Raw genomic sequence first — 19,406 nt, 5'->3', positions numbered from 1 at the left:
GGACACTGGGCCCAGTCGCAGAGCTCGGTCCTGGAGATGCAGAGCGACGGCAACCTGGTCGAGTACCGCCGCAGCGACGGCGTCCCGGTCTGGGATACCAGCACCTTCTCCCGGGGCTCCTACCTGGTCGTCCAGTCGGACGGCAACAGCGTCCTGTGCAAGTCCGACAACTCGCCGCTCTGGACCACCGCCACCCTGCGCAACGGCATGGGCCTCACCCCGGGCCGCCGCCTCCAGGGCAAGGTGAACTACCTGATCATGCAGTACGACGGCAACCTGGTCCTCTACCGCAACAGCGACAACGCCGTCATGTAGTCCTCCAACACCGCCGGCAACTTCAACGCCAGGTTCAAGGTCCAGAACGACGGCAACGCCGTCGTCTACCGCAACAGCGGCGGCGAAGGCATCGGCGGCGCCGTCTGGGCCACCAACACCCCCGGCAACAACTACGCCTTCCTCAAGCTCCAGGACGACGGCAACCTCGTCGTCTACCGGAACGACGGCGGCGAAGGCATCGGCAACGCCCTCTGGGCCACCAACACCTTCGTCTGACGCTCCAACATCTCACGGCCCGCCCCCGCCACCCGGCCGGGACGGGCCGTCCCATGTCCGCGCGAAAACTGCCCAGCAGGCCCCGGGTCGATGGGGTCGCGTCCAGCAGACGTTCCCGTCGTTCCCTGTGGAGACGGCCGTCCGGTCTGCGCGAACCGGCGGGCGCCGGGTCTGTGGGTCGGGCGCCCGTGGCCTGTGTCGCTCTTGACCGGTGATCAGCGGGCTGGCAGCGTGCGGGACATGCCCGCGGCCGGGCAACGAGGCGGCGGCCGGGGTCGGAGAACGCAGGGACGGACAGATGGCACCGGACACGGCCGCTCGACGGGACTCCACCGCGTACCGCGGCTTCCGGGCGGCGCGCGACCACCTGCTGCGCACGCGCGGCGACCTCGACGCGGCCCACGACTTCCCGCGTCCCGAGGGCGAGCACTTCAACTGGGCGCTGGACTGGTTCGACGTCGAGGCCGAGGGCAATCCGGCCGTCGCCCTGCGCGTGGTGGACCTGGACGCGGACGGCACCCTGCTCGGCGAGAGCACGCTGACCTTCGAGGAGATGCGCGAACGCTCCGACCGCACCGCCGGCTGGCTGCGCGAGCAGGGCGTGGAGCGCGGCGACCGCATCCTGCTGCTGCTCGGCAACCAGGTCGCGCTGTGGGAGGTGATGCTCGCCGCGATCAAGCTCGGCGCGGTCGTCATCCCCGCCAGCACCCTGCTGACCCCCGACGACCTCGCCGACCGCCTCACCCGCGGCCGGGTCCGGCACGTCGTCGCCGAATCCGCCCTCACCCCCAACTTCACAGGACTGGAGGGGACTTGGACCCGCATCGCGGTCGGCGACCCCGTCCCCGACTGGCTCGAATACGCCGGCGCCGTGAACTTCGAGGGCGGCTTCACCCCGGACGGTGGGACCCGGGCCGAGGACCCGCTGCTGCTCTACTTCACCTCCGGCACCACCAGCCGCCCCAAACTCGTCCAGCACACCCACCGCTCCTACCCCGTCGGCCACCTCTCCACCATGTACTGGATCGGCCTGCGCCCCGGCGACGTCCACCTCAACGTCTCCTCCCCGGGCTGGGCCAAGCACGCGTGGAGCAACTTCTTCGCCCCCTGGAACGCCGGCGCCGAGATCCTCGTCGTCAACCAGCCCCGCTTCTCCGCCCGCCCCCTGCTCGACGCACTCGTCCGCCACCGGGTCACCTCCTTCTGCGCACCCCCCACCGTCTGGCGGATGCTGCTGCTGGAGAACCTGGAGCAGTGGCGGCCCCCGCTGCGCGAACTCGTCGGCGCCGGCGAACCCCTCAACCCCGAAGTCGTCGAACGCATCGAACGCGCCTGGGGCGTCGCCCTGCGCGACGGCTACGGACAGACCGAGACCACCGCCCAGATCGGCAACACCCCCGGCCAACCCGTCAAGCCCGGCTCCATGGGCCGCCCCCTGCCCGGCTACCGCGTCACCCTCGTCGACCCCGTCACCGGCGAGGAAGTCACCGGCACCGGCGTCGACGGCGAACTCTGCCTCCCCCTCGACACCAACCCCCTCGGCCTGATGACCGGCTACCAGGACGACCCCGAACGCCACGCCGAGTCGATGGCGGGCAACCACTACCACACCGGTGACGTGGCGCAGCGCGACAGCGACGGCCACTACACCTTCGTCGGCCGCGCCGACGACGTGTTCAAGAGCAGCGATTACCGGCTGTCGCCGTTCGAGTTGGAGAGCGTGCTGATCGAGCACCCGGCGGTGGCCGAGGCCGCGGTCGTCCCGTCTCCCGACCCGCTGCGGCTGTCGGTGCCGAAGGCGTACGTCGTCCTGGCGCCCGGCCACGAGCCCGACGCCGCGACCGCGCAGTCGATCCTGGCCTTCACCCGGCAGCGGCTCGCCCCGTACAAGCGCATCCGCCGCCTGGAGTTCGCCGACCTGCCGAAGACCATCTCCGGCAAGATCCGGCGGATCGAGCTGCGCGGCCTCGAACAGGACCGCCACGGAGCCGCCGGGGCTCCCTCCCGGGGCGCGCGCGAATTCTGGGAGGAGGACTTCCCCGAGCTCAAGAACGGCTGATCCGGCGGCAGTCGGGGCGGCCCGCCCGAACGGGCCCGGGGGCGGTCGCCGACGGGGCCGGGCCCGGGGCCGGTGCGGGCGGCTCGCGGAACCGCCCCGGCCGTCGGTCCCCTACCGGTACCTTCTGGGCAGGGGACGGACGAAGTGGGGTGGGCAGTGGACGAGTTGGAGCCGGGCGACCCGCGGCGGGTCGGTGAGTACCGGCTGCTGCGGCGACTGGGGGCGGGCGGCATGGGCGAGGTCTACCTCGGCCGCAGCCCGGGCGGGCGGACCGTGGCGGTCAAACTGGTCCGCGGCGAGTACGCGGCCGACCGGGAGTTCCGCGACCGCTTCCGCCAGGAGGTGGCCGCGGCCCGCCGGGTCGGCGGGCAGTGGACGGCGCCGGTGCTGGACGCCGACACCGAGGGCGAGCAGCCGTGGGTCGCCACCGGGTACGTCGCCGGGCCGCCGCTGAGCGAGGCGGTCCGCGGGTTCGGCCCGCTGCCCCTGGCCGTCGTCCGGGCGCTCGGCGCGGGGCTGGCCGAGACGCTGGCGCACGTGCACGGCATGGGCCTGGTCCACCGGGACATCAAGCCGTCCAACATCCTGCTCGCCCTGGACGGGCCGCGCCTGATCGACTTCGGCATCGCCCGCGCGCTGGACGCGGCCACCGCCCTCACCCGCTCGGGGTACGTGGTCGGCTCGCCGGGCTTCATGTCCCCGGAGCAGGCCAACGGCCGCCAGGCCGGACCGCCGGGCGACGTCTTCTCGCTCGGCGCGGTGCTCGCCTTCGCCGCCACCGGGACCGCCCCGTTCGGCGAGGGCGTGAGCGCGGCCGTGCTGCTCTACCGGGTGCTGCACGAGGCGCCCGACCTCGGCGGGCTGGACGGCGCGCTGCGCGCGGTGATCCTGGACTGCCTCGCCAAGGAGCCCGAGGACCGGCCCGACCCGGCCGAGCTGCGCCGCCGGCTGACCACCGCCGGCCCGGGCACGGTCCGGCTCGGCCAGCGCGGCTGGCTGCCCACGGCCGTCTCCGAGTCGGTCGGCCGGCTCGCCGTCGAGCTCCTCGCCCTGGACGCCGAGCCCGCCGACGCCGTCCCCGCCCCCGTCCGCGCGCACCCGCCGACCGTCACCGACGGCACCGCGCCCGCCCAACAGCCGCCGGGAGAACGGCCGGTGGGAGAGCAGCCGGTGGTGCTCGGCGCGACCGCCGCGCCGCCCGCGCCGCCGGGCCCGTCCCGCCGCCGGGCCCTGCCGGTCGTCCTCGCCGCGGCCGTCGCGGTGGCCGCGACCGCCGGCGGGGTCACGCTCTGGCTCACCCGCAGCACCGGCGCCCCCGCGGGCGACGGCGGGTACACCGCCGCCGCGCCGCCGACCTCCCCCAGTCCATCGCCGTCGCCGTCGCCGAGCCCCTCGCCGTCGCCGACCAGTCTGGTGCCGGTCGCCTTCCTCGGCGTCTGGCAGGGCGACGTCCACCAGGTCGACAAGGACGCCCAGGGCAAGTACCGGATCCAGTTCTCCCCCGGCAACCCCGGCGCCAACGTCGGCCGCGCCTCGACCACGTGGGAGAGCACCGGCGTCCCCTGCGGAGCCGTGGACGAGCTCGCCTCGGTCAGCGGCAACACGGTCACCGTCCTGGAGACCACCACCTCGATCAGTGCGAGCTGCGCCGGCGACGTGGCCCTGAAGGTCGTCTTCACCCTCACCGACGACGGCCACCTGATCGCCAAGCAGGACGGCTTCGCGGACGTCGACCTCTCCCGCCAGCAGTGACCGCCCCAAGGCGGGCGGGCGCTACACGAGGGTGGGGTTCTCCAACTGCCCGGGGGCGTGCAGGACCACGGAGACGTCGGCCGGCAGCTTCCTGGCGACGGACTCGGCCACCGCGCGCGCCTCGCCCGGCCACACGATCGGGTCGAAGCGCAGCTCGACGTGGAGGGCCCGTCCGGCGGGCCCGTCGGCCAGCCTGAAACGGGGGCTCCCGGCTTCGGGCTCGTCGGCGTGCCCGTGGTGGAAGCCCAGGGCGATGTGCGGGGTGTCGGCCAGCGCGGGGACGCAGTCGGCGGGCGTCAGGTACCGGCCGGGGGTGCCGAGGGAGATGCAGTCCGCCTCCCGTCCCAGCGGCAGGAAGCCCGGCTCGCCCCGTTCCGGGCAGGGCTTCCGGGCGAGCTCCACCAGGTCCCCGGGGCGGTAGCGGAGGCGGGGCTCGAACTCGACGTACGGGTGGAACGCCGTCACCAGGAGGGTTCCGCGTCCGCCGAGCGGGGTGTACGTGTCGGGGTCGGCCGGGTCCACGACCTCGGCCGTGCAGGACGGCGGGAAGTGGTGGTGTCCGCAGGACCGGCACTTCCGGGCGTTGCACATGCGGAGTTCGGAGAACCCGTAGACCACCTCGATGTCGGCGCCCCACCACTCCCGCAGCCGGATGTCCCACTCCGGCGAGAGGAACTGCCGCCTGACCTCGATGGTCTCGATCCCGAATGCCGCCAGGTCCCCGAACCGGCGTTTCATCCGCAGGGTCAGGATCTTGAGGTGCTGGACGGAACTGACGGCCAGGACCCGGACCCGGGTGCCGTCGGCCGCGCCGCCGGCGATCATCTCCGCGGCCAGGTCGAAGTAGCTCATCGACAGCAGCGGAACGAAGTCCTCCCCGTCGACGACCCCGGCGCCGACCACCGCCCCGTGGCTGAGCCCGGCCAGGTGGAGGCGGCGGCCGCCGCTCCTGGGCAGGCTCGCCTCCATCGCGGCCCGCTCCGCCCGGGTGGAGTAGAAGACCTTCGGCAGCCCGGAGGTGCCGTTCGTGAAGCCCGTGACGATGCCTTCGAAGTCGGAGGTCCGCAGGTCGTGGCGGACCTCCGACCACGCGGCCGCGTCGAGTACCGGGAGCCGGCGGAGCACGGCGGGCGCCTGCGCGGGAGTGATCACCCCGTCGGGAATCAGCCCGCGGTAGTAGGGGCTGTCCGCCCGCACCCGGGTCAGGGTCCGGGCGAGACCGACCAGCCTCTGCTCGGTGAGGGTGAGGTCCATGGGGGGTGGGTTCTCCTGCGTGCGAGGGGGCGGTCAGCCGCACATGGCGACGGTGAAGAGGTCGGTGTGCGCCGCGGCGGTCCGGTCCGACGGGGCGGTGTGCATCAGGCACTTTCCGGCGGTGGTGGACGCCTCGGCCGAGTCGGCTCCGGCCGTCAGGGTGCCGACCACCAGGCCGGTGCCGGCCACCGCCAGGGCGGCGAGGGCCGCCATGCGCTTGGGGTCGGCCGGAACCAGGGCGTTGAGCATGGGGGTCTCCTCGGAATGGGGAGCGCGTACGGGCGCTCGGTTCGGTTCCCCCGGAATCCTCGTCTCTTCGAGCATGTCACCGGGGTGGTGAGCGAACAGGGAAGAACGTATGCACCGGCGGATCGTCCGGACAGTCACGTGTCCCCGTGACACGCCCCCGGCGCTTCGGCCGCCCGGCCCCGCGGGACCGGGCGCACCAGGTGCATCGGGTGCACCGGGTCCGCGAGGGGTCGGAGCAGGGCGAGGGCGACCGGTTGCGCGGTGCCGCGCGGGTCGAGCCGGTAGCTCCAGCCCGCGGGGACCAGCAGGCAGGCGGCGGCCCGCAGGCGGAGTGCGGTGCGGCGGCCGGCCGCGCCCGGGGGCGGGCCGAGCGTCACCTCGGTGGCGCCGCGGCGCTGCACCAGCAGCACGGCGGCGGGGTGCCGCCGCCAGTGCCCGGCCGGGCCGTCGGCGACGACCAGCACGGTGCGCCGCAGTGCGCGGCGGAGCGCCCCGGCCAGCGCGTCGGGCGGGTCCGTCCCGTCCTCCGGTTCCTGCTCGCTCCACAGCAGGGCGGGGGCGGACCGGTCGGTGGCGCCGTGCGCGAAGGCCGCCAACTCGGCCACCAGTCCGCCGGGTTCCGTCACCGGCCCGTCCACGTCCTGGTACCACTGCACGGCCGCCACCTCCCAGTGGGGCGGGTCACCACGGCCCACACCCCGGCCATCCTGGGGCAGCCGGGGGACGGCGGGCAGTCCCGGGATCCCGTGACACGGCGGACGGGGCGCGGCGGGGCGCTCAGCTCGCGGGCGGCTCCTCCGGTTCGTCGAGCAGGCCGGCCCGGGCGGCGGCGACGCCCGCCTGGAAGCGGCTCTCCGCGCCGAGGCGGGCGGTGATGTCGGCGATGTGGCGGCGGGCGGTGCGCAGCGAGAGGCCGACCCGGCGGGCGACCGTCTCGTCCTTCAGTCCGGCGGCGAGGAGGTGCAGGATGGTCCGGTCGATCTCCTGGGCGACCTGTTCGAGGCCGTCCTCGGCGGCGGAGGCGAAGGGGCGGGCGACCTCCCAGCTCTGCTCGAAGATGCCGCACAGGTAGGCGACCATGGAGGGTTCGCGGACGACGAGTGCGCCCCAGGAGCCGTCGGAGAGCGGGACGAAGGCGGTGGCGCGGTCGAAGACGATGATCCGGCCGAACAGCTCGTGGACGGTGCGGTACTCGGCGCCGAGGGCGGTCGCGGCCTCCACGTAGGTCTGGCTGGGGCCGTTGAACCGGGCGGTGTGGTGGTAGAGGGTGCGCATCCGGACGCCGCGGGCGAGCAGGGCGTGGTCGCGGCGCAGCGCCTCCTGCATGGCCTCGGGGTCGCGGTTGCCGCCGGGCTGGCCGGCGAGGACCTCGGTGCGGCAGTCGGCGGAGGCGCGGTCGAGGGCGGCGCGGACCTCGGGGAGGGTGGGCAGCACCTCGAAGCCAAGGTCGGCGGGGGCGGCGGCGTCCGCCCGGTGCTGCCAGGCGGGCAGGAAGGCGGCCAGCTCCGCCCGCCGGGCGGCCAGTTCGGCGCGGCGGCGGGCGATCTCGGCCTCGACCGGGACGGCCAGGTCGTTGGCGGCGGCCTCCGGTCCGACGGCGCGGGCCCGGTGCGGGTCGGCGGGGTCGCGGTGGACCAGGCCGTGCGCCGCCAGCCGGTCGAGGGCGGCGGGGGCGGCGGCCGGGTCGAGGCCGGCGTCGGCGAGGTGCTCGGCGAGGGCGGCGGGTTCGCACCGGCCGTGGCGCAGCACCCAGGCGTAGACGGCGAGCTCGACCGGGCCGGCGAGGCCGGAGTGCGGCGTTTCTGGGGGCATGTCCGGTTCTGTCCTCGGGTCAGCTTGCTGCCACCGAACTTGCTGAGGTGGCCGTGCGGTGGTGCCGCGGTTGTCGGTACGGACATGCTAGGCGCGGCTCGTCCAGAGACCCGGCGTCACCGCCGGACCGACCCTTCGCCTCGTACCGCAACCGTTCCCGGAGTTCCCCATGAAAAGCGCCCTCGCCACCGCCGCCCTCGCCGCCGCCTTCTTCGCGGCCGCGCCGACCGCCACCGCCCCGGCGGCCCCGGTGGCCCCGGTGGCCGTGAGCGGGTCGGTCCGGGACTCCGTCCAGCAGTTCCCCGGTCGGACGGCCGCCCCGGACGGCTCGGACACCGCCTGGGGCGGCGCGTGCGAGACCCCGCTCTGCCGTCCGCTGGCGTGACCCCGGCCCGCGCCGACCGCCCGGGAGTTCCGATGCCCCCCGCCCCGCTGCCCTCGACTCCCGCCGCCGACAGTTTCAGCTGCCGGGAGCAGCAGGTCCTCCGCCTGATCGGCGAGGGCTTCGGCTACGCGGCGATAGCCCGCCGCCTCGGGCTCAGCCCGCACACCGTGGACACCTACCTGCGCCGCATCCGCGCCAAGACGGGAATGACCACCCAGGTGCAGCTGGCCCTGCTGGCGCACCGACTGCCGGAGCTGTCCGCCCCCTGACCGACGGTGCCCTGCCGAACGGCGGGGCACCGCCCAGCCTTCCGGCCCTGCCGCGGTGACCATCGCCCCGTCGGCATCGGCCGCGGCGCCCGTTCCCGCTTCCGCGCGTCGACGACACCGTCCGCGCGACGCAGTCGCGCCCCGAACCTGCCTGCGGGCTCTCCATCTCCCCTGCCCGAGCCGCGGAATCCCCGCCTCCGGCAGAGGTGGCAGTGCGGCACGCCCGATCCCGGGAGCTGCACGTGCCTCCTGCGCGGACCGCGGTCCGCACAGACCCACCGATTCCATCCACCACAACGGACGAACGTGAAACTCATCAGAATTCCCGGGGCGTGCAGACGCTGGACGGCGGCGGCGTGCGCGCTCGCCCTGCTCCTGACGCTCGCTCAACTGGTCGGCGCAGCACCCCCCGCCCACGCGGCCGTGAGCGACCACAGGTACGCGACCTGGAACATGCAGGGCTCGGACAGCGGATCGAGTTGGGGGCTCTACGTTCCGGAGCTCTTCGAGAACCGGAAGTCGGGGGAGCGCAGGAACGACATCGTCATGCTGCAGGAGGCGGGCGCCCTGCCGGAAGCGTGCAACGGAGCGACCCACACTTCTCACCAGATCAACGAGGACTATCTCGACGGTGCAGGCACGCCTGCAACGGTCACCTTCAATCTGGACGAATGCAGATTCGGATCGTCCAGTCGGCCCACGCACACCCTCTACTGGTTGCAGACCGACAGGGGCAGTGCCAACGGCGGGCGCGTCAATATGGGCATCATGGTCAAGCAGGACCGTTTCGACGTCGCTCCGACGCCCCTGGTGATCCAGCCGGACGCATTTTCGAACGGAAGTCTGCCGCGGCCGCTGGTCGGCGTGCGCGTCGGCAACGACTCGTACTACAGCATTCATGCGTTCTCCCCCGGCGGAAACGATCGGGAAAAAGCCGTGAACGCGGTCAGGACCCGCGGCTCCGTGGCCGGTGGGCAGTGGGTGGTGGCCGGTGACTTCAACTACAACCTTCAAGGCCCGCAGGGCGAGGCCGGCGCGTTCCCGACGCTGCCGGCGGGTTACACCCTCATGAGGTCGGGGTATTTCACGCACCGCACCAAGACCAATCCGGACGGGAACAGCGAACTCGATTTCGCCGTATCGAGCGATCAGCCGAGAGCGGGGAGCGAGACGCGGAGACTGGACACGGAGAAGTCCGACCACTGGCCTGTCCAGTTCAACGCCCCGCCCATCGGGTGTTCGAGGTACGGAATCACGGCCGACAGCACCTCCTGCACACCGCCGTCCTCCACGGCCGCGCGCAGCACCGGAGTGAGCTTCGCCAACGACACCGGTTGCGATCTGACGCTGGACCGGCTCGGTCTGCAGTTGCCGCACGGCATCTGGACCGCGCCCCCGCCCGATCGCATCGGTCGGGACCAGGGCGCGGCCTGGGGCTCGGAGAGTTCCGGGATCATGACCGGGACGGAGGGCAGGGTCCGGTACGTCACCCAGAACTGCTTCACCAGCAGTGACGACAACCGGCAGGTGCAGCTGCACTGGGACAACCCGTACATCGGCGCGAACAGCTACGACGAGACCGGCAGCGACTACGCGACGTTCAGGGTCGACCGGGAGGGCGGCTCCGGCTTCAACACCTTCGTGACCTGGACCGTCGGGCAGAAGCCGCTGGCCGTCGTGGCGATGGGCGACAGCTACATCTCGGGCGAGGCCGGCCGCTGGGCCGGGAACGCGAACACCGACAACAAGGGCTCCGTCTGGGGCACGGACCGGGCCGCGTCCGGCTGCAACGCCGACGGGAGCAGCTGCGGGCACGACCTGCAGGGGGTCTACGGGGACACCAGTTACGACGGCGGCAACAAGTGCGACCGCTCCGACGTGTCGGAGATCGCCGGCGCCGAGATCGACGGCGTCCCGCCCGAGCTGCGCTTTAACCTGGCGTGCTCGGGAGCGACCACGGACAACGTGGTACGGAGCAGCTTCAAGGGGGAGAAGCCGCAGGTCGAGCAGCTGAAGGAACTGGCGAAGCGCTACCAGGTCAAGACGATTGTGCTGTCCGTGGGAGGCAATGACATCAACCTCGTCGGGGTCATGCAGCAGTGCGGGCTCTACTTCTTCACCGGCGCGGGTCCGTGCAAGGGAGGGGTGTTGGACAACGCGCTCCCGGGGAAGATCAACGAGGTCCAGGACAAGGTGGTGGGTGCGCTGGACGCCGTCCACACCACCATGCAGTCCCTGGGCTACAGCAGGGCGAACTACCGTCTGGTGGCCCAGTCCTACCCGGGCCCGCTCGCCGACGCGGCCCACTACCGCTACTCGGAGGAGAGCATCGAGCAGCGCTACAAGGCGGGCGGCTGCCCGTTCTACGACGCGGACGCCACCTGGGCCAGGAAGGAGGTCATCCCGAACGTCAACGAGATGATCAGAGGCGCGGCGCGGCGCGGGGACGCCTTCTTCCTCGACATGCAGGACGCCCTGGCCGGGCACGAGCTCTGTCACATCAGTGCCGCGCAGGCCACCTCGGCCAACAGTCCGGCCAACCCGCTCCCGGCGGCGCAGGCCGAGTGGGTGCGCTGGGTCCCGTACGTGGCGCTGCCCTGGGGCGGCCAGGGAAACAGTCAGGAAGGCGTCCACCCGAACGCCTACGGGCAGCAGGCGCTCAGCAGCTGCCTGACCCAGGCGGCCGACAAGATCAGCAACGGCGGCCGGGAGTTCTCGTGCGCCGCTTCCGCCGGGTCGGCGACGCCCGCCGTGCAGACGGTCTCGTCCGACCCGAACTACTCCGCCGCCTCGGTCGACCGGGCCGTCGGCTTCCTCACCGCCTCCGAGGACCGGTACGCCTCCACCGTCGACATCCCGGACGACCCCGGCACCGACATCGGCGAGCCTCCGCTGCACCACCCGCCGATCACCCCGGAGCCGCCGACCCACACCACGGTGAAGGTCGGCCTGCCCCAGAGCTACACGGGCGGCTTCTTCGGCCCCGGGGGGACGTTCGGACCGACCGGCTACCAGTCGTCGTTCACCTACGACAACGCCGTGACCGTCTACGCGCTCCTCCAGCACGGCGGCGGCGGTGACCTCGACCACGCCAAGGTCCTCGGCGACAGCCTGCTGTACGCGCAGGACCACGACCCGGTGAACGACGGCCGGATCCGGGCGTCCTACCTGCCGGACCCGTTCGTCACCACCCTGGGCCGGGACTACCCCGTCGGCACCCCCTACATCGGCGGCTGGTCGGTGTACACCGGCAACATGGCCTGGGCCGGCATGGCGTTCTGCCACCTGTACAAGGCCACCGGCGACAGCAAGTACCTGGAGGGCGCGAAGCGCGCCGCGAACTGGATCCAGACCAACTCCGCCGACACCCGGGGCGCCGGCGGCTACACCGGCGGCTTCGCCGACACCTCCGCGAAGGAGGACGGCAGCGGCATGGTCCAGCGGACCTGGAAGGCCACCGAGCACAACATCGACGTCGGCGCGTTCTTCGCCATGCTGGGCCAGCTCACCGGCGACCAGAAGTGGAAGGGCTACTCCGACAACGCCTTCGCGTTCGTCAAGACCATGATCAGCGCCGACCGCAACCACCTGTGGACCGGCACCGGCCTGGACGGCGTCACCGTCAACGAGGACGCCGTCCCCGAGGACGTCCAGACCTGGAGCTACCTGGCCACCCTCGACCCCGACTACGCCCGCACCATGGACTGGGCCGCCGGGCGGATGGCCGTCACCGACAACGGCTTCACCGGGGTCAGCTTCAGCGCCGTCGACACCACCGGGGTCTGGTTCGAGGGCACCGCCCACCTGCTGGCCGCCTACCGGGTGCGCAACGCCCCCGGGGACGCCGACAAGGCCGCGCAGCTGACCGCCACCCTGCAGAGGGCCCAGGAGCACGCCCCCAACGCCGACGGGGCGGGCATCGTCGCCGCCTCGCACGACGGCCTCGACACCGGGCAGGGCGACAAGTACTACGCCTCCCGGCACACCGGCGCGACCGCCTGGTACGTCGCCGCCGCGAAGGGAGGCAACCCCTTCCGGCTCTGAACCGGAGCTCCGCCCGGGCGTTCCGTCGCCCGGGCGTTTCGTCGTCCGGGGCGGATTTCCCCGGCCCGCGGGGGCTCTGACCTGCGGGGGGCCGGGGGGCGGGGGCGGGGAGCGGGGGGCTTTCGGCCCGGGTGTGCGGGGGTCGGGCCCGGGCCCCATTAGGGTGGGCTTCTCCCTGTCCCCGTCCCCGTCCCTGCCTCCGTCCCCGTCCCCCGTCCGCGTCCTCGTGCTAGGAGCCCGCCCCGTGTCCGACAGCTTCGCCCACCTGCACGTCCACACCGAGTACTCGATGCTGGACGGCGCCGCGAAGAACGGGAAGCTGTTCGCGGAGGCGGAGAGACAGGGCATGCCCGCCATCGCGATGAGCGACCACGGCAACATGTTCGGCGCGTACGAGTTCTTCCACTCGGCGGCGAAGAGCTCGGTGAAGCCGATCATCGGCATCGAGGCGTACGTCGCCCCGGGGTCGCGGTTCGAGAAGAAGCAGACGTTCTGGTCGCCGGGCGGGCAGCGCCCGACCGGTGCGGACGCCGAGGGCGGCAAGGACGTCTCCGGCGGCGGCCGGTACACCCACATGACGATGTGGGCGCAGAACGCGACCGGGCTGCGCAACCTGTTCCGGCTCTCCTCGCTGGCGTCGATGGAGGGCTACTACATGAAGCCCCGGATGGACCGGGAGCTGATCGCGGCCAACGCCACCGGCATCATCGCCACCACCGGGTGCCCGTCCGGCGAGGTGCAGACCCGGCTGCGGCTGGGCCAGTACGAGGAGGCGGTGAAGGCCGCCGGCGCGTACCAGGACATCTTCGGCAAGGAGAACTACTTCCTCGAACTGATGGACCACGGGCTGTCCATCGAACAGGACGTCCGGGCCGATCTGCTGCGCCTGGCCAAGCAGTTGAACATTCCGCTGCTGGCCACCAACGACTCGCACTACGTGACGGCCGACCAGGCGGACGCGCACGACAGCCTGCTCTGCGTCGGCGTGGGCAAGAACAAGGACGACCCGAACCGGTTCAAGTTCAACGGCTCGGGCTACTACGTGAAGACCTCCGAGGAGATGCGCGAGCTGTTCCGCGACCTCCCGGAGGCGTGCGACAACACCCTCGCCATCGCCGAGCGGATCGAGTCGTACGACGAGGTGTTCACCTACGTCGACCGGATGCCGCAGTTCGACGTGCCCGAGGGCGAGACCCAGGCGTCCTACCTGCGCAAGAAGATCGCCGCGGGCCTCAAGCACCGGTACGGCGACAACCCGAGCCAGGAGGTGCTGGACCGGGTCGAGCTGGAGATGGGCGTGATCACCCCGATGGGGTTCGACGCCTACTTCCTCGTGGTCGCCGACATCTGCCAGTACGGGCGCGACAACGGCATCCCGGTCGGCCCGGGCCGCGGTTCGGCGGCCGGCTCGATGGTGTCCTACCTGACCGGCATCACCCAGCTGGACCCGCTGGAGCACGACCTGCTGTTCGAGCGGTTCCTCAACCCGGAGCGGATCAACCCGCCGGACGTCGACATCGACTTCGACGACCGCCAGCGCGACCAGATGGTGCGCTACGTCACCGACAAGTACGGCTCCGCGTACACCGCGCAGGTCAACACCTTCGGCACCATCAAGGCGAAGGCGGCCGTGAAGGACGCCAACCGCATCCTCGGCTACCCGTTCTCGATGGGCGACCGGATCACCAAGGCGATGCCGCCGGACGTGATGGGCAAGGGCGTGCCGCTGGCCGACCTGTTCAACGAGAAGCACCCCCGGTACAACGAGGGCACCGAGATCCGCTCGCTGTACGAGAACGAGCCGGACGTCAAGAAGATCATCGACACCGGCCTCGGCATCGAGGGCCTGATCCGCGGCACCGGCGTGCACGCGGCCGCGGTGATCCTCTCCTCGACGCCGCTGCTCGACCTGATCCCGCTGCACAAGCGGGACAAGGACGGCACCATCATCACCGGCTTCGACTACCCGTCGTGCGAAGCCATGGGCCTGATCAAGATGGACTTCCTGGGTCTGCGGAACCTGGGCATCATCGACCACTGCATCAAGATCGTGAAGGCCAACCGGGGCGTCGACGTCGACATCGACAGCATCCCGATCGACGACCCCACCACGTACCAGCTGCTCGCCCGCGGCGACACCCTGGGCGTGTTCCAGCTCGACGGCGGCCCGATGCGCGCCCTGCTCAAGCTGATGAAGCCCACCGAGTTCGCCGACATCTCCGCCGTCTCGGCGCTGTACCGGCCCGGCCCGATGGGCATGAACTCGCACACCAACTACGCGCTGCGCAAGAACGCCCAGCAGGAGATCATCCCGATCCACCCGGAGCTGGAGGAGCCGCTCAAGGAGGTCCTCGGCCCCACCTACGGCCTGATCGTCTACCAGGAGCAGGTGCAGCGCGCCGCCCAGGTGCTGGCCGGCTACTCGCTCGGCCAGGCCGACCTGCTGCGCCGCGCGATGGGCAAGAAGAAGAAGGAGGTGCTGGAGAAGGAGTTCGTGCCGTTCCACGCGGGCTGCAAGGAGCGCGGCTACTCGGACGAGGCGATCCAGGCGGTGTGGGACGTGCTGGTCCCGTTCGCCGGCTACGCCTTCAACAAATCGCACTCCGCCGCGTACGGCCTGGTCTCCTACCAGACCGCCTACCTGAAGGCGAACTATCCCGCCGAGTACATGGCCGCCCTGCTCACCTCGGTCGCCGACGACAAGGACAAGATGGCGGTCTACCTGGCCGAGTGCCGGGCGATGGGCATCCGCATCCTCTCCCCCGACGTCAACGAGTCCGTCGTCGACTTCACCGCCGTCGGCAGCGACGTCCGGTTCGGTCTGAAGGCGGTCCGCAACGTCGGCGTCCCGGTGATCGAGTCGCTGGTCGCGACCCGGGCGGCGAAGGGCAAGTACACCTCCTTCGCCGACTTCCTGGACAAGGTCGAACTGGTCGTCTGCAACAAGCGCACCGTCGACTCGCTGGTCAAGTCCGGGGCGTTCGACTCGCTCGGGCACACCCGGCTCTCGCTCAGCACTGTCCACGAGAGCGCGATCGACGCGGTCACCGGCGTCAAGAAGCAGCAGGCGATCGGCCAGGACGACCTGTTCGCGATGCTCGGCGGCGACGACACGCCCGCCATCGGCCTGGACTTCCAGCTCACCGACCGCGAGTGGCCGCGCAAGCAACTCCTCGGCCTGGAACGGGAGATGCTCGGCCTCTACGTCTCCAGCCACCCGCTGGACGGCGCCGAGCACATCCTCTCCAAGAACCGCGACCTGTCCCTCGTCGAACTCCTCGGCTCCGGCCGCTCCGAGGGCGAGGTCCGGCTCTCCGGGCTGATCACCGGCATCGACCGGCGGATCAACAAGGCCGGCAACGCCTGGGCCATCATCACCCTCTCCGACCGCGACGGCTCGATCGAGGTGCTGTTCTTCCCCGCCGCCTACCAGTTGATGTCCGCCCTGATGGTGGAGGACAACGTCGTCTCCGTCCGCGGCCGCCTCAACGAGCGCGACGGCTCGCTCAGCATCTTCGGCCAGGAGATCACCACCCTCGACGTCTCCTCCGCCGAACTCGGCACCAAGCCGCCCGTCCAGATCACCGCGCCCGTCGGCCGCCTCACCCCCGACGTGGTCTCCGAACTCCGCACCACCCTGCTCGCCCACCCCGGCGACGTCCCCGTCCGCCTGCTCGCCACCGGCTGGGACAAGAGCACCCTCTACGAACTCGGCTTCACCGTGAACCCCGACAACGGCCTCGCCTCCGACATCAAGACCTTCCTCGGCCCGCACTGCTGGCAGGGCACCCTCTGACCCCGCGACCGGCCGCCCCGGCCGCGCCGCGCCGCTCCGGCGTGGCGGGTTGAGGTGGTCGGGTCGGCGGGTGATGCTGGTCGGTGATGCCTGCGGGTTGCTGCGCCGAAGGGGAATGTGCGGACATGGCGACACGGGTTCCGGGCCGGGCGGCGACCGCGACGGTGGACGGCGGCGGGGCGGTGACGGGCTGGTCGGCGGCGGCCGGGCTGCTGGCGGGCCTCGGCGCGGGCCGGGTGCTGGGCCGGCCCGCCCTCGGGCTGCTGGCGGGCGGGGCCCCGACCGGCCTGCTGCGCGCGGTCGTTCGGCGCGAGGCGTTCACCGGCATGGTCCGGGTGTGCCGGGCCGAGGCGGAGCCGGTCGCGGTGGAGCTGGGCGCGGTCCCGGTCCGGACGGCCCGCGGCGGGCTCGACTGGGTGGTGACGGCGCGGCCGCTGGGCCCTCCGGCCGCCGACGCCCCGAGCCCGGCCGCCGCGCCCGCCGACACCTTGGCGAAGGCCGCTTCCGCGGGTGCCCCCGACGTTCCGGAGGACCGGGCCCGCCGCCGGCTCGCGCTGCTCGGCGAGGCCGGCCTGCGGATCGGCACCACCCTCGAAGTGCGGCGCACCGCCCAGGAGTTGGCGGACGTCGCGGTCGAGGGCTTCGCGGACTTCGTCGGGGTGGACCTGCTGGACTCGGTGTTCGGCGGCCCGCAGCGCGACGCCGGCCTGGTGTTCTACCGGGCCGGGCAGCGCTCGGTGCTGCCGGGCTGCCCGGAGTCGACGGTCTCCCCCGGCGACGGCGACCCGATCACCCCGGACTCGCCGATGGCCCGGGTGCTGGCCTCGGGGCGGCCGCTGCGCACCGACCACCGGGACCCGGAGATCCGGGCCTGGATCGCCCGGGAGCCCGAACGGGCCCGGCTCGCCGACGAGTTCGGCATCCACTCCTCGCTGCTGGTGCCGCTGACGGCGCGCGGGACGACGCTCGGGGTGGCGATCTTCCTGCGGCACCGCTCGCCGGTGCCGTTCGACGACGACGACCTGCTGCTGGCCACCGAGCTGACGGCGCGGGCCGCGCTGTCCGTCGACAACGCCCGCCAGTACACCCGGCAGCGGGACACCGCGCTGGCGCTGCAGCGTTCGCTGCTGCCGACCAGGACGCCCCGGCAGGCCGCGGTCGAGGTGGCGTTCCGCTACCTGCCGGCCGACGACCGGGACGGCGTGGGCGGCGACTGGTTCGACGTCGTCCCGCTCTCCGGCGCCCGGGTCGCCCTGGTGGTGGGGGACGTGGTGGGCCACGGGGTGGCGGCCTCGGCGACGATGGGACGGCTGCGCACCGCGGTGCGGACGCTCGCCGACATCGACATGCCGCCGGACGAACTCCTCACCCACCTCGACGACCTGGTGCTCCGGGTCGACCTGGACGAGCAGCCCGGGGCCGGCGGCGCCTGGACCGGCGGCGCCTGGGCGGACGGGAGTGTCGGCGCGACCTGCCTGTACGCGGTGTACGACCCGGTGACCCGGTCCTGCACGCTGGCCCGGGCGGGGCATCCCGGCCCGGCCCTGGTCGGGCCGGACGGCGCGGTGGACTTCCCCGAACTGCCGCCGGGGCCGCCGCTCGGGCTGGGCGGGCTGCCGTTCGAGGCGGTCGAGCGGGAGGTTCCGGAGGGCAGCGTGCTGGCGCTGTACACCGACGGCCTGCTGCGCGCCTCCGAGCTGCGCGGCGACCCCGGGCTCGGCCTGGACCGGCTGCGGGCGGCGCTGGCCGCGCCCGCGGACTCGCTGGAGGACCTGTGCGACCGGGTGCTGTCCGCCACCCTCGGGCCGGAGGCGCCCGGCGACGACGTGGCGCTGCTGCTGGCCCGCACCCGGGCGCTGCCCGCCGGGGACGTCGCCGAGTGGCCGCTGCGGCGCGAGGTCTCCGAGGTGTCCCGGGCCCGGAAGCTGGCGACCGCCCAACTGGCCGCCTGGGGGCTGGAGGAGGCCGCGTTCGTCACCGAGCTGGTGGTCAGCGAGCTGGTCACCAACGCGGTCCGCTACGGCCTGGCCCCGGTCGCGCTGCGGATGATCCGCGACGGCGGGATGCTGACCTGCGAGGTGTCCGACGGCAGCAGCACCGCCCCGCACCTGCGCCGGGCCCGGACGTACGACGAGGGCGGGCGCGGGCTGCTGCTGGTCGCGCAGCTGTGCCGGAACTGGGGCACCCGGCACACCCCGCGCGGCAAGACCATCTGGGCGGAGCAGGCGATCTGATGGTCCGTCAGCTTTCGGCGGCGCCGTCCGGGGCCTCCCGGAGGGCGTCGCGGAGGGCGTCGCGGAGCCGTCCGCCGTGCCGGGCGAGCAGGGCGGCCGCGGCGGGGGCGTCGACCCCGGCGAGCAGCAGCAGGACGGCGTCCTTGACCCGGCCGCCGGTGGCGTCCAACGCGGCGTCCGCGTCCGGGAGTTCGGCGTCGGTGGCGAGGGCGGTGATCCGGCGGGCCCGGGCCCGGAGCTTCTCGTTGGTGGCGCGGACGTCGACCATCAGGTTCCCGTAGGTCTTGCCGAGCCGGACCATGGTGAGCGTCGAGACCATGTTGAGCACCAGCTTCTGCGCGGTGCCGGCCTTCAACCGGGTGGAGCCGGCGAGCAGTTCGGGCCCGGTGACGACCTCGATGCCGTGCTCGGCGGCGGCGGCCAGCGCGGAGCCGGGGTTGTTGGCCAGGCCGACGGTGAGCGCGCCCAGCGCGCGGGCGTGCTCGACGGCGGCGAGCGCGTACGGGGTGCGGCCGGAGGCGGAGACGGCGACCACGGCGTCGGCGGCGGTCAGCCCCAGCGCGTCCAGGTCGGCGACGGCGGCCTCCCGGTCGTCCTCGGCGTTCTCGACGGCGGCGGTGGTCGCGGCGGAGCCGCCCGCGATCACGGCGAGGACCTGCCCGGGGTCGGTACCGAAGGTCGGCGGGCACTCGCTGGCGTCCAGGACGCCGAGCCGCCCGGCGGTGCCCGCGCCGACGTAGACCAGCCGTCCGCCGCGGGCCGCCCGTTCGGCGATCGCGTCCACGGCGGCGGCGATCTCCGGCAGGCGGGCGGCGACGGCGTCGGCGACGGTCCGGTCCTCGGCGTTCATCAGCCGGGCGAGTTCCAGCGTCGGCAGCAGGTCGATCGCGGCGTGCTCGGGCCGCCGCGCCTCGGTCGCCAGCCCGGCCAGCGCCGCCACCAGCTCCCGGTCGGGCGGCGCGGGCAGCGCGGCCTGCGGGGCCTGCGGGGTCGACGGGTC

General features: G+C 72.9%; 13 protein-coding genes and 2 pseudogenes. 9 read left to right on the top strand and 6 right to left on the bottom strand.

Features of this window, described 5'->3' with window-relative positions:
- From ACIQBJ_RS08675 to ACIQBJ_RS08665, 3 genes and pseudogenes are all read left to right on the top strand, one after another.
- Positions 1–315: pseudogene (locus tag ACIQBJ_RS08675) on the top strand (hypothetical protein); the annotation flags it as partial.
- Between the two features lie 535 nt (positions 316–850).
- Positions 851–2,611, top strand: coding sequence for an AMP-binding protein (locus ACIQBJ_RS08670; protein ID WP_400705771.1), 1,761 nt, complete (start codon positions 851–853; stop codon positions 2,609–2,611).
- Between the two features lie 144 nt (positions 2,612–2,755).
- Positions 2,756–4,363: a protein kinase gene (locus ACIQBJ_RS08665; protein WP_400705768.1), complete on the top strand. Its 1,608-nt coding sequence runs from the start codon at positions 2,756–2,758 to the stop codon at positions 4,361–4,363.
- Positions 4,364–4,384: 21 nt separating this feature from the next.
- Here the strand turns inward: ACIQBJ_RS08665 and ACIQBJ_RS08660 are convergent, their stop codons facing one another.
- The 4 genes from ACIQBJ_RS08660 to ACIQBJ_RS08645 form a co-directional block, all read right to left on the bottom strand.
- Positions 4,385–5,617 carry a hypothetical protein gene (locus tag ACIQBJ_RS08660; protein ID WP_400705765.1) on the bottom strand — a complete coding sequence of 411 codons (1,233 nt, stop codon included), beginning with the start codon at positions 5,615–5,617 and terminating at the stop codon, positions 4,385–4,387.
- 33 nt (positions 5,618–5,650) lie between these two features.
- Positions 5,651–5,866, bottom strand: a complete 216-nt coding sequence (locus tag ACIQBJ_RS08655) for a hypothetical protein (RefSeq protein WP_400705762.1) — start codon at positions 5,864–5,866, stop codon at positions 5,651–5,653.
- 134 nt (positions 5,867–6,000) lie between these two features.
- A complete protein-coding gene (locus ACIQBJ_RS08650; RefSeq protein ID WP_400705759.1) occupies positions 6,001–6,522 on the bottom strand; it encodes a hypothetical protein in 522 nt (173 codons plus the stop codon).
- Between the two features lie 121 nt (positions 6,523–6,643).
- On the bottom strand, positions 6,644–7,678 hold the full coding sequence (locus ACIQBJ_RS08645; RefSeq protein ID WP_400705756.1) for a LuxR C-terminal-related transcriptional regulator: 1,035 nt from the start codon (positions 7,676–7,678) through the stop codon (positions 6,644–6,646).
- A gap of 169 nt (positions 7,679–7,847) precedes the next feature.
- Between ACIQBJ_RS08645 and ACIQBJ_RS08640 the strand changes: the two genes are divergently transcribed.
- The 3 genes and pseudogenes from ACIQBJ_RS08640 to ACIQBJ_RS08630 all read left to right on the top strand — a co-directional run.
- A complete protein-coding gene (locus ACIQBJ_RS08640) occupies positions 7,848–8,063 on the top strand; it encodes a hypothetical protein (protein ID WP_400705753.1) in 216 nt (71 codons plus the stop codon).
- 32 nt (positions 8,064–8,095) lie between these two features.
- Positions 8,096–8,332: a response regulator transcription factor gene (locus tag ACIQBJ_RS08635; RefSeq protein WP_400705750.1), complete on the top strand. Its 237-nt coding sequence runs from the start codon at positions 8,096–8,098 to the stop codon at positions 8,330–8,332.
- A 453-nt stretch (positions 8,333–8,785) separates the two neighbouring features.
- A pseudogene (locus ACIQBJ_RS08630) lies at positions 8,786–9,475 on the top strand (hypothetical protein); the annotation flags it as partial.
- Between the two features lie 5 nt (positions 9,476–9,480).
- On the opposite strand, the gene ACIQBJ_RS08625 reads toward ACIQBJ_RS08630, so the two are convergent.
- Entirely contained in the window at positions 9,481–9,657 is a 177-nt protein-coding gene (locus ACIQBJ_RS08625; RefSeq protein ID WP_400705837.1) for a hypothetical protein, read from the bottom strand.
- 130 nt (positions 9,658–9,787) lie between these two features.
- Between ACIQBJ_RS08625 and ACIQBJ_RS08620 the strand changes: the two genes are divergently transcribed.
- The 3 genes from ACIQBJ_RS08620 (at position 9,788) to ACIQBJ_RS08610 (ending at position 18,406) form a co-directional block, all read left to right on the top strand.
- Complete coding sequence (locus ACIQBJ_RS08620; RefSeq protein ID WP_400705831.1) at positions 9,788–12,376, top strand: SGNH/GDSL hydrolase family protein; 2,589 nt, start codon at positions 9,788–9,790, stop codon at positions 12,374–12,376.
- 244 nt (positions 12,377–12,620) lie between these two features.
- On the top strand, positions 12,621–16,172 hold the full coding sequence (dnaE, locus tag ACIQBJ_RS08615; protein WP_400705747.1) for a DNA polymerase III subunit alpha: 3,552 nt from the start codon (positions 12,621–12,623) through the stop codon (positions 16,170–16,172).
- A gap of 125 nt (positions 16,173–16,297) precedes the next feature.
- Positions 16,298–18,406 (top strand): SpoIIE family protein phosphatase, encoded by a 2,109-nt coding sequence (locus tag ACIQBJ_RS08610; RefSeq protein ID WP_400705744.1) that lies wholly within the window; start codon positions 16,298–16,300, stop codon positions 18,404–18,406.
- 7 nt (positions 18,407–18,413) lie between these two features.
- Here the strand turns inward: ACIQBJ_RS08610 and murQ are convergent, their stop codons facing one another.
- On the bottom strand, positions 18,414–19,373 hold the full coding sequence (gene murQ / locus ACIQBJ_RS08605; protein WP_400705828.1) for an N-acetylmuramic acid 6-phosphate etherase: 960 nt from the start codon (positions 19,371–19,373) through the stop codon (positions 18,414–18,416).
- Positions 19,374–19,406: the final 33 nt, after the last annotated feature.

It is taken from the genome of Kitasatospora sp. NPDC088391 (assembly GCF_044753345.1).
In the GTDB taxonomy this organism is placed as follows: Bacteria; Actinomycetota; Actinomycetes; order Streptomycetales; family Streptomycetaceae; genus Kitasatospora.
The sequence above is the reverse complement of the archived record's forward strand: the minus strand, read 5'-3'. Positions and strand labels throughout refer to the sequence as shown.

Bases quoted from the DNA above. Each gene is read 5' to 3' on its own strand.
- ACIQBJ_RS08670 (WP_400705771.1), top strand. From the start codon at position 851: ATGGCACCGGACACGGCCGCTCGACGGGACTCCACCGCGTACCGCGGC.
- ACIQBJ_RS08660 (WP_400705765.1), bottom strand. From the start codon at position 5,617: ATGGACCTCACCCTCACCGAGCAGAGGCTGGTCGGTCTCGCCCGGACC.
- ACIQBJ_RS08655 (WP_400705762.1), bottom strand. From the start codon at position 5,866: ATGCTCAACGCCCTGGTTCCGGCCGACCCCAAGCGCATGGCGGCCCTC.
- ACIQBJ_RS08645 (WP_400705756.1), bottom strand. From the start codon at position 7,678: ATGCCCCCAGAAACGCCGCACTCCGGCCTCGCCGGCCCGGTCGAGCTC.
- ACIQBJ_RS08640 (WP_400705753.1), top strand. From the start codon at position 7,848: ATGAAAAGCGCCCTCGCCACCGCCGCCCTCGCCGCCGCCTTCTTCGCG.
- ACIQBJ_RS08635 (WP_400705750.1), top strand. From the start codon at position 8,096: ATGCCCCCCGCCCCGCTGCCCTCGACTCCCGCCGCCGACAGTTTCAGC.
- ACIQBJ_RS08620 (WP_400705831.1), top strand. From the start codon at position 9,788: ATGACCGGGACGGAGGGCAGGGTCCGGTACGTCACCCAGAACTGCTTC.
- ACIQBJ_RS08610 (WP_400705744.1), top strand. From the start codon at position 16,298: ATGGCGACACGGGTTCCGGGCCGGGCGGCGACCGCGACGGTGGACGGC.